Source organism: Bradyrhizobium sp. ISRA442 (genome assembly GCF_038085055.1).
Taxonomy (GTDB): domain Bacteria; phylum Pseudomonadota; class Alphaproteobacteria; order Rhizobiales; family Xanthobacteraceae; genus Bradyrhizobium.
Genome location: NZ_JALGCN010000001.1, coordinates 511,007 through 526,721, shown reverse-complemented (window position 1 = coordinate 526,721; position 15,715 = coordinate 511,007). Strand labels below are relative to the sequence as shown.

The 15,715-nt window shown below is 65.0% G+C and carries 10 protein-coding genes; 2 read left to right on the top strand and 8 right to left on the bottom strand.

From position 1 onward, the window contains the following. The 8 genes from MTR72_RS02415 to MTR72_RS02380 all read right to left on the bottom strand — a co-directional run bounded on the left by MTR72_RS02415 (position 1) and on the right by MTR72_RS02380 (position 11,228). Positions 1–2,898 (bottom strand): flotillin family protein, encoded by a 2,898-nt coding sequence (locus tag MTR72_RS02415; protein WP_280966129.1) that lies wholly within the window; start codon positions 2,896–2,898, stop codon positions 1–3. Positions 2,899–2,925: 27 nt separating this feature from the next. Further along, entirely contained in the window at positions 2,926–3,759 is an 834-nt protein-coding gene (locus MTR72_RS02410) for a phosphoenolpyruvate hydrolase family protein (RefSeq protein ID WP_280966128.1), read from the bottom strand. Positions 3,760–3,762: 3 nt separating this feature from the next. Then, complete coding sequence (locus MTR72_RS02405; RefSeq protein WP_341510045.1) at positions 3,763–5,970, bottom strand: ABC transporter permease; 2,208 nt, start codon at positions 5,968–5,970, stop codon at positions 3,763–3,765. Then, entirely contained in the window at positions 5,963–6,745 is a 783-nt protein-coding gene (locus tag MTR72_RS02400) for an ABC transporter ATP-binding protein (RefSeq protein ID WP_341510044.1), read from the bottom strand. Before MTR72_RS02400 ends, MTR72_RS02405 begins: the two co-directional genes overlap by 8 nt. Next, positions 6,738–7,820, bottom strand: a complete 1,083-nt coding sequence (locus tag MTR72_RS02395; RefSeq protein WP_341510043.1) for a branched-chain amino acid ABC transporter permease — start codon at positions 7,818–7,820, stop codon at positions 6,738–6,740. Before MTR72_RS02395 ends, MTR72_RS02400 begins: the two co-directional genes overlap by 8 nt. 1 nt (position 7,821) lies before the next feature. Further along, the gene (locus MTR72_RS02390; RefSeq protein ID WP_280966124.1) at positions 7,822–8,832 is read right to left on the bottom strand and encodes a branched-chain amino acid ABC transporter permease; all 1,011 of its coding nucleotides are present in this window, start codon (positions 8,830–8,832) and stop codon (positions 7,822–7,824) included. A 192-nt stretch (positions 8,833–9,024) separates the two neighbouring features. Beyond that, positions 9,025–9,852 carry a helix-turn-helix domain-containing protein gene (locus MTR72_RS02385; protein WP_280966123.1) on the bottom strand — a complete coding sequence of 276 codons (828 nt, stop codon included), beginning with the start codon at positions 9,850–9,852 and terminating at the stop codon, positions 9,025–9,027. Between the two features lie 125 nt (positions 9,853–9,977). Next, the gene (locus tag MTR72_RS02380; RefSeq protein ID WP_280966122.1) at positions 9,978–11,228 is read right to left on the bottom strand and encodes an ABC transporter substrate-binding protein; all 1,251 of its coding nucleotides are present in this window, start codon (positions 11,226–11,228) and stop codon (positions 9,978–9,980) included. A 961-nt stretch (positions 11,229–12,189) separates the two neighbouring features. Between MTR72_RS02380 and MTR72_RS02375 the strand changes: the two genes are divergently transcribed. Beyond that, positions 12,190–14,511 carry a molybdopterin guanine dinucleotide-containing S/N-oxide reductase gene (locus MTR72_RS02375; RefSeq protein WP_341510042.1) on the top strand — a complete coding sequence of 774 codons (2,322 nt, stop codon included), beginning with the start codon at positions 12,190–12,192 and terminating at the stop codon, positions 14,509–14,511. A 444-nt stretch (positions 14,512–14,955) separates the two neighbouring features. Further along, positions 14,956–15,468, top strand: a complete 513-nt coding sequence (locus MTR72_RS02370; RefSeq protein WP_280966120.1) for a hypothetical protein — start codon at positions 14,956–14,958, stop codon at positions 15,466–15,468. Positions 15,469–15,715 lie beyond the last annotated feature (247 nt).

The window sequence follows — 15,715 nt, the reverse complement described above, 5'->3', positions numbered from 1 at the left end:
TCAACCTTTCTTCTTCGGCCCGCGCTCGGCCGGCGGCTCACCTTCGGTGGCGGGCGGGGCGGCAGGCTTGTCGCTGCCGCCGCTCTTGCGCGTCGAATCCTTGATGCCCTGCATGTCGCGGGCCTCGCGGATCAGGCCCGGCATTTTTGCAAGGCTGCCGCCTTCGACGCCGATATCGGACAGGATCGAGTCGATCAGCGGCGCCTGGACGCGATAGCGCAGCGCCGAGTCGATCACCTCGTCGGTGGCGCTGCGGCCGCCATTGCCGCCGCCGTGACCGTTGCCGTTGAGGCCGTCGACCTGGAGAATGCGGATGCCCTCGATCTTCTCCATGGGCTTGACGCTCTCGCGGACGATGCCCTCGATGCGGTCGAGCAGCTTCCGTCGGAACAGCGAGTAGCGCGCCTGATCGGTCAGGACGTTCTCGGCCTCGTTGAGCATCCGCTGCGCCTCGGCCTCGACGGCGGCGCGCACGCGCTCGGCCTCGGCCGCGATGCGGGTCTCCTCGGCCTGTTTTTCCGCGAGCAGTACCTCGACTGTCTTGCGGCGTTTTGCAATTTCGCTCTCGCGCGCGGTGACGACGCGCTCCGCCGCCTCGGTTGCGCGCATGCGAGCCTCTTCGGCAGCGGCGCGTGCCGCGGATTCCTCCAGCGACTTCTGATGGATCGCGATCGCCTTCTCCATCAGAACCGTCTCGACCTCCTTCTCGCGATTGACTTCGAGCTTGCGCAGCTCGCGTTCGCGGCCGATACGGGCCTCGTCCAGACCGCGGTCCGAGGCGATGCGGGCGCGCTCGACCTCTTCACGCGAGGCGATCTCGGCCTCCTGCAGCGACTGGACGCGGGCGACCTCGAGCTGCTCGATCGCACGCCGGCGTTCGATCCGGGCAGCTTCCAGCGCCTGCTCGCGTGACACGTCGGTGGTTTCGACGTCCTTCCGTGCGACGATCTCCGCCTGCTTGACCTGGCGATCGGCGTCGATGCGCGCGGATCGCTTGGCGGAGAGTGCGATGACGCGGTCCTCGTCGGCGATTTCGACCGCCTTCTTCTGCTCGATGTTCAGCACCTCGCGTGTCTTCGACGAGTTGATCCGCTCCGATTCGAGCGCGAGATCGACGCCGATGCGCTGGCGTTCGATGGCATCGCGCCGCTTCAGATCGGCCGCCTCGATCGCGGCGGTACGCTCGATCTCCAGCGCGCGGGTCTCCCGGTCCGCCTGGATGCGTTCGGCGGCGATCGCCTTTTCCTGCGCGATCCGCGCGGCCTCGATCGCCTCGCGGGAGGCGATGTCGGCCTCCTCGACGGCACGGTTGCGGGCGATCTCCAGAGAGCGAACCCGCTCCTCCTGGGCGATGCGGCTGGCTTCCGTCGTCTCGCGCGCGGCGATGCCGGCGACGTCGAGCGCCTTATTGCGCTCGATCTCGAGCTGCCGCGTCTTCTGCTCGGCAGCGATGCGCTCGGCGGCGAGCGTCCGCTCGCGCGCGATGCGGGCGGCCTCGACCGCGCGCTGTGCCTCGATCTCGGCCTCCTGGATGGTTCGCACCTGCTGGATCTCCAGCGCGCGGGTGCGCTCGTCCGAGGAGATGCGTTCGACATTGACGGTCATGGTCTGGGCGATGCGGGCCTTCTCGGTCGCCTCGCGAGCGGCGATTTCCGCTTCGTCGACCGCGCGCGTCCGCTCGATCTCGCGGCGCCTCGTCTCCTCCTCATTGGCGATGCGGGCGTCGGTGACGACGCGGTCCTGCTGGATGCGGGCCTTCTCGATGGCTTCGCGTGCCGCGATCTCGGCTTCCTCGACGGTGCGCATCCGCTCGATCTCGCGCTGGCGGACCTCGCGCTCCGAGGCGATGCGGGTGGTGTCGATCGAGCGCTGGTTGGCGATCCTTGTCTTCTCGATCTCCTCGCGCGCGAGCAGCTCCTTTTCCTCGATGGTGCGGCTCCGCTCGATCTCTTTCTGGCGGGTCTCGCGCTCGGACGCGATGCGGGCTTCAGCGATCGCCTGGTCATTGGCGATACGGGCGCGCTCGATGGCTTCGCGGGCGGAAATCTGCGCCTGTTCGGCCTCGGTCTCCCGCAATGCCCGTTCGCGGGCGACTTCAGTGCGCTGAAGCGCGCGGCGCATCTCGATGTCGCGTTCCTGTTCCAGGCGCGCGGTCTCGCTCTCGCGCTCGATCTCGAGCGCCTGCCGCTCGGCTTCGAGATTGCGGGAACGGATCTTGATCATCGAGTCCTGCTCGATGTCGTTGCGCAGCTTCCGCTTCGCCTCGATGTCCTCCATCAGGCGGGTCAGACCTTCGGCGTCGAACCGGTTTGAGGGATTGAAGAATTCGAGGTCGGTCTGGTCGAGATCGGTGATCGCGACCGATTCGAGCTCGAGGCCGTTCTGGGCGAGGGCCTCCGCCGCATTGGTCTTGACGCGCGCCACATAGTCGCCGCGCCGCTCGTGCATCTCTTCCATCGTCATTTCGGAGGCGACCGAACGGATCGCGGAAATGAACTTGCCGGCGAGGAGGGCGTGCAACTGCTCGGGTTCCATGGTGCGGCGGCCGAGCGTCGCGGCCGCGATCGAGACGGCTTCGCGGGTCGGCTGCACGCGGACATAGAAGTCGGCCTCGATGTCGACGCGCATGCGGTCGCGGGTGATCACGGCATCCTGCCTGGAACGTACGATGCCCATCGGCAGCACGTTCATGTTGACGGGCGTGTAGTCGTGGATGAAGGGCAGCACGAAGGCGCCGCCGTTGATCACCACGCGTTCGCCGAGGAAGCCGGTCCGGACGAACGAGACCTCCTTGGAGGAGCGGTGGTAAAGCCAGTTCACGATATAGACGCCAACCACGATCACGATGATCGCGACGATCAGCCAGAGGATCAATTCACCGACCAATATCCCTGACATCTTTCCCTCCCTCAGACCCTTCCGGCGCTATCGCGCGCCGATCGCCTTGAATTGACGCACCTGATCCGTCAGCGCCCGCTCCACGGGAAGTCGCTCCATCGAGGACGCACCGTAGAAGCCGTGGCAATGGCGGGTGTTCTTCATGATGAAATCGGCATCGGCAGGATCTGCGATCGGGCCGCCATGCGCCAGCACCAGGATGTCCGGATTGACGCTGAGTGCGGCGGACGCCCAGATGTCGATCTGCGCGGGGCAGTCCTTGAGCTTTAGCGCGGTCTGCGCGCCGATCGTGCCGCCGGTCGTCAGGCCCATGTGACAGACGATGATGTCGGCGCCGGCGATCGCCATCGCGGCGGCCTCCTTTTCGCTGAACACGTAGGGCGTGGTCAGCATGTCCTTGTCGTGCGCCTTCGCGATCATGTCGATCTCCAGCGCGTAGGACATGCCGGTCTCTTCGAGGTTGGCGCGGAAGGTGCCGTCGATCAGGCCGACAGTCGGAAAGTTCTGGACCCCCGCAAATCCGAGCGCCTTCAACTGGTCGAGGAAGGCGTCCATGTCGCGGAACGGATCCGTGCCGTTGACGCCCGCAAGCACCGGCGTCTTGCTGACCACCGGAAGCACTTCGCCGGCCATTTCGAGCACGATGGCGTTGGCATCGCCGTAGGGCATCAGACCCGCGAGCGAGCCGCGGCCAGCCATGCGGTAGCGGCCGGAATTGTAGATGACGATGAGATCGACGCCGCCGGCCTCTTCGCATTTGGCTGATAGCCCGGTGCCGGCACCACCGCCGACGATCGGCTCGCCGCGCCTTGCCATGTCGCGAAACTTTTTTAGGAGGGCTGCGCGTTCAAACCTGGCCATCGGTCACCTCGCTACTCTTCGGCGCGCCCCGGTACGGCCGAACAGGGTTCGGAACGCACTGACAATGGTTGCGGCAAACTCGGGATCGTTGATGTTCTTGGGGACGCGAATGAGCTGGCGGTTGCCGGTCTGCCGCATCGTGCGCTCCAGCGCGCGGAACAGCGCGGCGTCGGCGTCCGGATCCCAGAACGGCTGGCCGCGCGCATCGAGCGCAGAGACGCCGCCTTCGGGCAGAAAGAAGCGCACCACGCCGTCCATCTGGTTGAGCCGCTCGCCGATCCAGCGGCCCATGCGCTCGTTCTCCTCGACGGTGGTCCGCATCAACGTCACCTGCGGATTGTGGACGTGAAACTTGCGGCCGCGGTAGCGCTCGGGAATAGTCTCGGGCGCACCGAAATTGACCATGTCGAGCGCGCCGACCGAGCCGACATAGGGCAGCCGGCTGCGGATGATCGCGCCGAAGCGGTCCTCCGTCGCGGGAAGCACGCCGCCCATGAGAAGATCGCAGACTTCGGTCGTGGTGAGGTCGATGACGCCGGCGAGCTGGCCGGATTCGACGAGCTTCTCCATGGAACGGCCGCCGACGCCGGTGGCATGGAAGACCAGGCATTCGAAGTCCTCGCGCAGGTCAGCCGCGATCTTCTGCACTGCCGGCGTGGTGACGCCGAACATGGTGATGCCGATCGAGGGCAGGCCGCCGGCCTCGTGCACCGTCGCAGCACGCGCTTCGAGCCGCGCCTTGACCATGCCGGCGAGCGCGTTGGCGCCGTTGGCCAGCACCGCGCGCGAGATCGAATTCAAACCCTGCACGTCGGTGACCGAATACATCATCGTGATGTCGGCGGGGCCGACATAGGGTCCGACGTCGCCGGAAGCGACGGAGGAGATGATCAGCTTGGGCACGCCGACGGGGAGAGCGCGCATGCCCGGCGCAACCAGCGAAGCCGCGCCGGAGCCGCCGGCCGAAATCACGCCGGCGACATTGCCCTGGCGCCGCAGCCAGTTGGCGAACGCATCGGCCATCGCACTTACGGCGGCGCCGCGATCGGGGCCGAACACGGCCGCCCCGCCGCGGCCGTGGTTGAGAGCGATCTCCTGCGCGGAGACATCACAGGTCGAATGCCGGCCGCTGGTCGAGACGTCGACCAGGCGCGTGCGCAGGCCGCTTGCAGCGATGATGTCGCGGATGAAGCGTAGCTCGGTGCCCTTGGTATCGAGCGTACCGACCACCAGCACGACAGGCGGTCCTGCGGTCTGCGCCGCCACCGGCTCGCGCTTGTGCCGCGTCGTCTCTTCGAGCCGCGCGATCTGGGTCGAGACTGTGCGGGCTGCGGCCTCGATGCGGGCTATCGGGACCGGCTGCGACCAACGTGTCGGCGGCGTCGGGTTGGAAACATAGATGCGGATCGGCCCGTTGGAGCGTGGCGGCGCCGGTTTCGTTTCGGGGGCCGAGGCGGCCATGTCGATGTCGCCTTCGAGCTCGGCGTGAAGCCCGACGCCGAGCAGGCGCTGCTGGAGCTCGCGATCGGCGGCAAGACGCACCGAATCGATGATGCGGTTGATCCGGCCGTTGACCATGATCGCGACATTGCGCGAGACCGCGGTGGCGACGCCGATGTTCTGCTCGATCACGAGCACGGACATGTCGCCGTCCTCGCCGAGCCGCAGCAGCATCTCCTCGACCTGCGCCACGATGACGGGCGCAAGTCCCTCGGTCGGCTCGTCCATGATCAGGAGATGCGGATTGGTGAGCAGCGCGCGCGCAATCGCCAGCATCTGCTGCTCGCCGCCGGAGAGCTGACCGCCGCCATGATCCTTGCGCTCGGCGAGCCGCGGGAAGGTGTCGTAGATGCGCTCGACGGTCCAAGCGCCTGGCCGCATCCCGCCGGCAAGCTGCAAGTGCTCGTCGACGCTGAGCGAGCGCCACAGCTTCCGTCCCTGCGGCACATAGCCGACGCCGAGCCGCGCGATGTGGGCGGGCGGCCGCCGCGTGATGTCCTCGCCGCGGACGCGGATCGATCCGCCGCTCACGCCCACCAGCCCCATGATCGCCTTGCACAGCGTGGTCTTGCCCATGCCGTTGCGGCCGACCACGGAGAACACGCCGCTCTCCAGCGCGAGGTCGACGCCCTGCAGCGCATGCGAGTGACCGTAGTAGACGTCGAGGCCGCGGACTTCGAGCGCGGCATTGGTGCGGCGGACCTCATTCATGGCCGCCCCCGAGATAAAGCTCCTGCACCTCGGGATCGGACTGGATCTCCTGCGGCAGGCCTTCCTTGAAGACGCGGCCGTTATGCATCATCGTGACGCTCTCGACCACGCGCAAGGCGACGTCCATGTCGTGCTCGATGATGATGTAGCCGATATGCGCCGGCAGCGAGGTCAGGATCTCGATCAGCTCCAGCCGTTCGGTCGGCGAGAGGCCCGCGGCGGGCTCGTCGAACAGGACGAAGCGTGGGGCGCCGGCGAGCGCGAGTGCGATCTCGAGCTGGCGCTGCTGGCCGTGCGCGAGCTCGGCCACGCGCTGGTCCTTCACTGCGGCCAGATGCACGGCCTGCACGAGGTTGTTGGCCGCATGCATCAAGGCATCGTTCTGCCCGGGACGCAGGAACGAGAAGCGCCCGCGCGAAACCCCGCGGCAGGCGAGATAGACATTGTCCTGCACGGTGAGGCCGGGGAATAGCGCCGAAATCTGGTAGGTCCGTCGCAGCCCGCGGCGGATGCGCTCATAGGGCGGGAAGTGCGTGACGTCCTCGCCGAAGAAGCGGATGGTGCCGGAGGTGGGCGGGAAGTCACCGGTAATGCAGTTGAACAGCGTTGTCTTGCCGGCGCCGTTCGAGCCCAGCACCGCGCGCCGCTCGCCGGGACGCACGGTGATGGTGACGTCGGTCAGCGCCGCCAGCGCGCCGAACAGCCGCGTCACGCCGCGCAGCTCGAGTGCGGCCCCGGCGCCGACGGCCGAGAGACGTTGCGCGACGCTATCCATGGCGGTGCCCTCCGCCGGAACGGTCGGCGGTGCGGCGCTGCTGCTGGCGCCAGAGCCGCCACAGGCCAATGACGCCGTCCGACGACCAGAATACGATGGCAAGGAAGCCGAGCCCGATCAGCAGCCGGAAGCGGTTGCCATCGAGCCCGAGCTTGACCAGGAAGTCGAGCGCGAAGGTGCGCAGCAGCACGAAGATCAGCGCGCCGATGAAGGGACCGATCGGACGCGTGATGCCGCCGACGACGGCGATGATCAGCACGTCGATGCAGGCGCCGACGCTGACCGAGCCCGGCGAGATCTGGCGGTAGTTCCAGACCTGCAGGACGCCCGCGAGTGCGGCCACGAAGGAGGCGAAGGCGTAGGCTGCGACGCGATGCGCATTGACGTTGAAGCCGAGCGCGGACATGCGCCGCGGATTGTCGCGCACGCCCTGGAGCGCCAGGCCGAACGGAGCGCGTGAGATGTACTCGACGGCGAAGTAGCACAGCGCGGCGACCGCGAGCACGACATAGTAGAAAGGAATGTCGGCGCGCCAGTTCACGCCCCAGAAATGCGGCGTCGCAACGTTGTTGATGCCGGTGTGACCGTTGAAGATCGCCCAGTTCTGGTTGGTGAAATAGTAGAAGGCCGCGCCGATCGCCAGCGTGATCATGATGGTGTAGATGCCCTCGGTGCGCACCGCCAGCGCACCGCCGAGCGTGCCGAAGGCGGTCGCCAGCGCCAGCGCCATCGGGACTGCGAGCCACCACGGCCAGCCGAGGCTGATATTGGCGTTGCCGCTGACGCCGAACACGGCGACCATGTAGGCCGCGAAGCCCGCGATGGTGAGCTGCATCAGGCTGACCATGCCGCCATAGCCGGCGAGGAACATCAGGCTCAGCGCCATGATGCCGAGGATCAGCGTGGTGGCGAAGATCTCGATCAGGAAGAAGCCGTTGGCGATCAGCGGCATGATCAGGAGAATGGCCGCGACGATCCAGGCGGCGGGATTGTTGATCTCCGGCCATGCCCGTGCGGGACGCTGTGCCATGGCGGCGGGGCGAACGGCAACGCGGGCGTCGTGAGCGAGCGACATCTCATCGCCTCGCGAGCAGGCCTTGCGGCCGGATTGCCAGCACCAGCACCATGATCAGGAAGGTCACGACGATGGCATAGGTCGGGATGTAGACCGAGCCGAGCTGTTCGGCGAGGCCGATGATGAGCGCGCCGAGCGCGGCACCGGGGATCGAGCCCATGCCACCCACGATCACCACAACGAGGGAGGCGAGCAGGAAGCGGATGTCTTCACCGGGCGACAACGACTGGAAGGTGCCGCCGACGACGCCGGCGATGCCGGCAAGCCCTGCGCCGAACGCGAACACCAGCACGAAGACGAGCTGAATGCGCACGCCGGTCGCGGCCAGAATATCGCGATCGTCGACGCCGGCGCGGATGATCATGCCGACCCGGGTGCGGTTCAGCGCGAGCCACATCGCTACACCGATGAGCACTGAAGCGGCGAAGATCACGAGCCGCACCAGCGGATATCGGAGATAGACCGGCTCGCCCGAGGATTTGATCGCCGTGATCAGCGGCAGATCCACGGGGCCGATCAGCCAGTTCGGAGTTTGGATCTGATAGAAATCGCCGCCGCATGCCCACAGCATGAGATCGGCAAACACGATCGAGAGCCCGATCGTCACCATGGTCTGCCTGAGATCCTGTCCCTCCATCCTGCGGAACACGATCACCTGGAGCAGGACGCCGACCAGGGCGGTCAGAATGAAGGCGACGATGAAGCTGAGGAGCCAGGAGCCGGTCGAGGCGCTGATGGCGTAGCCGACATAGCCGCCGAACAGATAGAGCGAGCCGTGAGCGAGGTTGACGTTGCGCATCAGGCCGAAGATCAGCGTAAAGCCGCTGGCAACGAGGAAGTAGAGGCCGCCGAGCGTGATGCCGTTGAAGACGGCGTTGAGGAAGACGCGCTTACGGCCGATCGCCTCTTCGAGGCCTGGCGGCCAGACCGCGAAGATCAGCCAGAGCACGATGACGATGGCAATGATGACGATCAGCGCCCAGGCGGGATGGCGTTCGACAAAGCGCGTCATGGCAGCCGCCCGCTTGTCCCGGCGGCACGCTGAAGGCCAATCGAATGCAGGTCAGACAGCCTCGCGGCGGCTGCAAGCCTCGCCATGAACATGCGCTCCCTGTCGGTCGCGACCATCTTGGGATCGCGTTGCCAACATCCTAGCGGGGCGGCAAGGGAGGCGTTTGATCGTCAGTATCTTTTCGCGTACAGCTCAGGCGCGCAAAACCTTGGCTGCGCGGCGATAATCTGTCGGGGCCATCCCGACATTGGCGGCGAAAAAGCGGGTGAAGCCGCTCTGCGAGGAGAAGCCGAGATCGAAGCCGATATCGGCGATCGGCGTCTCACCGGCCACCAGCGCTTCGAGCGCCTGTTCCATGATCAGCGTGTTGAGATAGAGATGCGGGGTGACGCCGGTCTGGACGCGGAACAGCCGGTAGAAATGCGGCCGCGACAGGCCGGATTCCCGCGCGATCGTATCGAGCTCCATTTCCGCCCCGGGACTCTCCGACATCAGCTTGATGCATTTGCGCACGCGAAAATCGGTCACCGCGCCGTTCGCCCGCGCATCGCGCGTGACCTCGGCCTGCTGCCAGCTTTCGTCGTAGCAGATGTCGATCAGCCGCCGCAGCTCGGAATCGAGGCTGGAGAGCGATGGTGCGCCGCACACGAGCGCGGCGGTCCGCCTGATGTGCTTGTCGAGTGCGACCGTGCGCTTGAACTGGGTGCGGCCGAAACGCAGCCGGTCGGCGCCGGATGCGTCGGGCGCAAACCATTCGGCGTTGACGTAGAGCACGAAGAAGATCGCGCCGCTCTCGAGGTCGCTCGGCAGGAAATTGTGCGGCTCCCAGGGGTTGACCGCGACGACGGAGGACTCGGTGAGATCGTAATGTCCGTCGGAGACATCGATGCATGCCGGCATGCCGCCGACATGGAAGATCAGATGACCTTCGCGATGCGCGTGGATGTTGAAAGGGCGGTTCAACTGATAAACCGTCGCCCGACCGAACCGGCCGTGGAAGACGGCGAGCGCCCGGCTCATGCCTTCCCCTCCCGAATGTTCTTGTCTTTTCCGTCAGCGTTCAACAACCGGGAAGAGATTGCAAGAGCGGAGAGCGTCCGCGTCAGCAAGTCGCTCCCCGGTTGCACTGTTGCAAACGTGATGCGTCAGTACTTCTTACATTCCGGTACGGTGCGGCTCGGCAGCCCGATCTTCGAGAACACCGCCGGATCGTAGCCGAGGGTCTGGTTTACGTTCGGGATCACCTTCACGACCTTGCTGAACAGCGCTCCCTTGCCGTCGTCGACGACTTCGGTGACGAAGTTGGTGCCGATCGCCTGGCGGTTGGAATCCAGCTTGATCTTGCCGTTCGGCGCGTCGATCTCGATCTTCGCCAGGGCCGCCTTGAACTTCGACTGATTGTCGCTGAGATCGCCATTGACCTCGCGCAGCGCGAGGATCAGCGCCATGGTCGAGCCGTAATAGTTGGTGGCCAGGAGCGACGGGCTCGGGAAGCGCTTGTTGGGCGGGAAGGCGTCCTGATAGGCCTTCACGAACTTCTGCCAGCCCGGATCCTCCCAGGTATCGGCTTGGCCGCTCGCCGCGATGGTGCCGATCAGCGCGTTCTTCGCGTTGCCCTTGGATGAGAGGATAGTCTGGTCGATCATGATGGAACCGCCCATCAGATGCGCCTTGCCGCCGGCCTGCTGGTACTGGTTGAGGAAGTTGACGGCGTCCGCGCCGCCGAGCCCGAGATAGATGGCATCGACGTCGTCGGGCAAAGCGGCGATGACGGAGGCAAAATCCTTGGTGCCGAGCGGCACCCATTGCCGGTTCGTGACCTGTCCGCCCTGTCCGCAGAATTCGAGCACCAGCCCGAACACCTGGGTGTAAATGAAGGAATAGTCCTCGCCGACGGTTGCGATCTTGCGGTAGCCCTTGGTTTCGTAGGCATATTTGCCGAGGCCCACCTGCCACTGCGCGCCGTCCATGTTGTAGCGGAAGAAGTTCGGGGCGGGATCGACATAGGTGGTTTCCTGCGCACCGGATGCCGCATTGATGAAGGTCAGCTCGGGGTGGGTCTTGGCGAAGTTCTTCACCGCGATGCCTTCATCGCCGGAGAGCGGCGAGAGCAGGATCTGCACCTTGTCCTGCTCGATCAGCTTGCGCACGGCGCGCACGGCCGAATCCGGCGTTGCATCGGTGGAGGCGACGATGAATTCAAGCTCCTTGTCGCCGACCTTCTTGCCCAGAACGTTCAGTGCCGTCTGATGGCCGCGCATGCCGTCCTCGCCGAGCACCGTGTAGGTGCCTTCGAGGGTCGCGGTGACGCCCACCTTGATCTTTTCCTGAGCGAGTGCGGCGCCTGAAAGAAACAGGCCGCTCAGCGCGATTAGTCCCACACTGCATTTCGACATTGTGCTCCTCCCTGTGTCGTCGATTTGTCGCCGCGCCAAACCGGCGCCGCCTGTGGCTCTTGAGGCTCGTGGTTTTGCCGGGAGGCTAACCGAAGTCGGATGCGGTGCATGCGTGGGCACCTCGTTCGGTTTGACGGGTAGTCTCATTTTTGAATGCTGCGGCGCAAATAGCTTCGAGCGCAGAGCGCCGAAATGGGACAGGACTCAGGCGCTGGTGCTGTCCTGATTTGGGCGTCGGCTGAATCGAATTGGGACAGGAACGTGGGAGCTGTTGCCAGGTTTTCCCGGTGCCCTTCCCCAAGGGCAGCTCGTTGGCCCCAGCTCATCGTCCCCATAGCCCCCAAGGAGCTGGGGCTTTTTTCACTCCCGAAATAAAAACGCCGCCTGCTTAAATGACCGCAGGCGGCGGCTTTCCAGCCCCGAGAGGGAATGCAAAATCCCGGTAAAGGTTGGTCTGCATAAGCTGTGCCAAGGTTCAATGCCTCGCGAAATCTCTTCAGATTTGCGGATTGGAACGTCTCTTAACGATGACCGATTGGCAGGAGCCGGGAAAACCGGCAATCGGCAGGCGCATTCGCTGAACAGCCCCCTGCGTCCGGAACCAGTACCGGTGAGGCTTGGGTCGTCTTGGTCCTGGGCCCGCTCGATCGCTCGGCCAGGGCGCCAATCGGGGCGGCCTTACCTTTTGAGACGCCTGCGCTCTAGCGCAGCCCGGGCCTCGAACAAGCCGATGATCAGTCCCACGAGAGCGACGCCGGCTGTTGTCATGAAGAGAATCATCTCAGTCATGGCTTGATTCTAGCACCGTCGCCGGAGAGTTCATCTGCGATCTGACGTCCTCGCTTCCTCGGTCATTTGTCGGGGCGGGCTTCTCTGGTAATGCGGAACAGCGCATCAATATATCGTCCCGATGATTGCGACGGCAGCGGGGCGATCGGCACTCCACCATAGGGAACACGCAATGGACGACGCAATTGGCTGCCCCGAGCCCGGCCTCGACCTGTCCGACGGCTTCAAGCCGCACACCTCGCATTGGGGCGTGTTCTCGGCGCGTCATGGCGATGCCGGGCTCGAGGTTCGGCATTATGCAGGGGATCCCGATCCGAACGGCATCATCGACAATTTTCCTGGCGCGTTGCGCCACCAGGCGCGCATCGCCCAGCCGGCGATCCGTCGCGGCTGGCTCGAGCGCGGTCCCGGCCCCGATGACCGTCGCGGCCGCGACGAATTCGTCTCCGTGAGCTGGGAGAAGGCGCTCGACCTCTTAGGCGGCGAGCTGGCGCGCATCCGCGACATGTGCGGCCCCGGCGCGGTGTTCGGCGGCTCCTATGGCTGGTCGAGCGCAGGCCGCTTCCATCACGCACAGAGCCAGGTTCACCGCTTCCTCAACATTGCGATGGGCGGCTATGTGCGTTCGGTCAACACCTATTCTTCGGGCGCGTCCTCGGTGCTGCTGCCGCAGATCCTGGCGGGCTACGAAGACATCACCAAGCGCAACGTCACCTGGGAACAGATCGCGGCCGAGAGCGAAATCGTGCTGGCGTTCGGCGGCATGGCGCTGAAGAACTCCATGGTGGCCGGCGGTTCGATCAGCAAGCACGTCGAGCGCGGCGCCATGGAAGCGGCGCGCCGGCGCGGCTGCGAGTTCATCCTGGTCAGCCCGTTGCGTGACGATCTGCCTCAGGAGGCCGGTGCCGAATGGATGACGTGCGTGCCCGGCACCGACACGGCCTTGATGCTCGGCATCGTGCACACGCTTGTGAGCGAAGGCCTGCACGACCAGGCTTTCCTCGATCGCTACACCGAAGGCTGGCCGGTCTTCCTGCGCTATCTGACCGGCGAGACGGATGGGCAATCCAAGAGCGCCGCGTGGGCCGAAGCGATCTGCGGCGTCGATGCGGATATGATCCGCAAGCTGGCACGTCGCCTTGCCGGCAAAAGGGCGCTCATCACGGTCTCGCATTCGCTGCAGCGCGCCGAGCACGGCGAGCAGCCGGTGTGGATGGGCATGGTGCTGGCGGCAGCTCTCGGCCAGATCGGCCTGCCTGGCGGCGGCTACGCCTATTCGCTCGGCGCGATCGGCTATTACGGGCGCCGCGTCAACGACGTGCCGGGGCCGACACTGGGGCAGGGCCGCAATGGCGTCGCCGATTTCATTCCGGTGGCGCGCATCGCCGACATGCTGCTCAATCCCGGCACCACCTATCGCTACAACGGCGAGACGCGCGTCTATCCGGATATCCGTCTCGTCTACTGGGCCGGCGGCAATCCCTTCCACCACCACCAGGACATCAACCGCCTGCGCAAGGCCTTCGCGCGTGTCGACACGCTGGTCGTGCATGAGCTTGCCTGGACCGCCACGGCCCGGCATGCCGACATCGTCCTGCCCTCGACGATGACGCTCGAGCGCGAGGACATCGGCTATTCCACCAACGATCCCCTGATGGTCGCCATGCACCGGATCGCCGAGCCGTTTGGCCTTGCGCGCGACAACTATGAGATCTTTGCCGATCTCGCCGAGCGTCTTGGCGCACGCGAACCCTTCACCGAAGGCCGCACATCGCGGCAATGGCTGGAACATCTCTATGAGCCGACCCGCGCCTCGCTTGCCGCGCGCGGCATCGAGGCGCCGAGCTTCGAGGAGTTTTGGCGGCGCGGCAGCCTCGTCGTGCCGCAACAGCCCGATGACGGCGGCCGGCTGCGCCGCTTCCGCGAGGATCCGATCACTCATGCCCTGCCGACGCCGAGCGGACGCATCGAGATCTTTTCGCAAAAGATCGCGGGCCATGGCGATGCGGATTGTCCGGGTCATCCGGTCTGGCTCGAGAAGACCGATGTGCCGAAGCCAGGTGCGCCGTGCTTCCTCGTTGCCAATCAGCCGGTGACGCGCCTGCACAGCCAGCTCGACTTCGGCGGACATTCGCTTGCGTCCAAGCATCGCGGCCGCGAGGTCGCGCGCATGAACCCGCGCGATGCGGAAGCGCGCGGCATCGCGGATGGCGACATCATCCGCCTGTTCAACGACCGCGGCGCCTGCCTTGCCGCGGTGCATGTCACCGACGGCATCGCGCCCGGTGTCGTCCAGCTTCCGACCGGCGCCTGGTACGATCCGATGGATCCCGAGGACGAGGCGCCGCTCTGCGTTCACGGCAATCCGAACGTGCTCACCCGTGACATCGGCACATCGTCACTTGCGCAAGGCTGCACCGGCCAGCTCACGACGGTCGACGTGGAGCGCTTCACTGGCAACCTGCCGCCGATCCGCGCGTTCGATCCGGTGTAACGGACGCGGCGCGATCGCGCGCCGATGCACGCGTACTTGCGCGCAGCAAATCGAACGAGAGATGCCGCATGAAGTGATGGGGTGCACGACGTTCGCGGTGCGCCTACGCTCGCCAACGTCACGGCAGCTTATGGTGTGAGAGTTTGCAAAAGCTCAACGAGAGGTGCTCACATTTGCGCCCGTAGCAGCAACGGGAAAAAGCAGCACGCGTGTGAACCGTCTCATATTTGAATCGACTCCTTAAGAGCAAGCATTCTCACACCTGATCGTCGTGCCCCGAGCAACTCTGCTCACACGCACGCCAAGGCCGGCGACGCCTTCTGCTCGCCCGCCGCACAGTACTTTTCGAAGATTGGAATAGAGCGCGTTGCGAATGGCGTCGGCCACGAGAGCCTTTTTCAGGCTCGACCGGTAGGCCGCTACTTACTTTAAGAGGAGCATCTCATGAAAATAAGCAATGAGGTCTTCCGCGGTTCGTTGGTGACAAGGCGCAGCGGCAGTGTCCGGATCGCCCGTTCCAGTCTGATCAAATTGGCCCATCTGCTCGAAAGGGTCGGCCTCGCTGCCGTTGGGGGCTCTTGCGGTCTTTACGTGGGTGCAATCCTGTTGCGTCAGGAAAGCGGATTGTTCGAGAGCGGCTGGATCGTGCTGCTGGCGATGCTCTACGGAGCCCTGAGCTACTATGTCGGGATCGATTTGGCCGGCAATAAAGCGCGAAAATCGAATTCGGGCATCTCCGAAGAATGGGATGCCTCCGATGCACCCGAGATCATCAGCGCAGCCGGAACGTTTGGCGCCGCGATTGCTGCGGCTCTGTCCGTCAGCATCATTGTCCTTGACCAAAATGTCCCCAGCGGAGGGATCGCCGTTGTCGCTGGCTGCTGGTTCGCGGGCTCTTCACTTCAAGTTATCGCAGGCACCTTGGCTCGCAACAACGACATTGCGGAGAAGAGCTGATGAAAGCCGCGTTCGCAAAAGACTTCCGTAGCGTGAATGCGAAGGTCACCTCGCTGAGGTCGCATCTCGGTTAGAAAGCGAGAACTCGTGAATCATTCAACCTCGGTGGCTTCAAAGCGGCATCGGTACTGAGCAACCTATGTCGTTATGGTCGTAGACAAGGCGTGCCATCGCATTGATGTTGGGATATCGTCCCCGCACGCCGTGATCCAAGATTCTGCTAACCGCCAACCAGAGTATCGGTGGA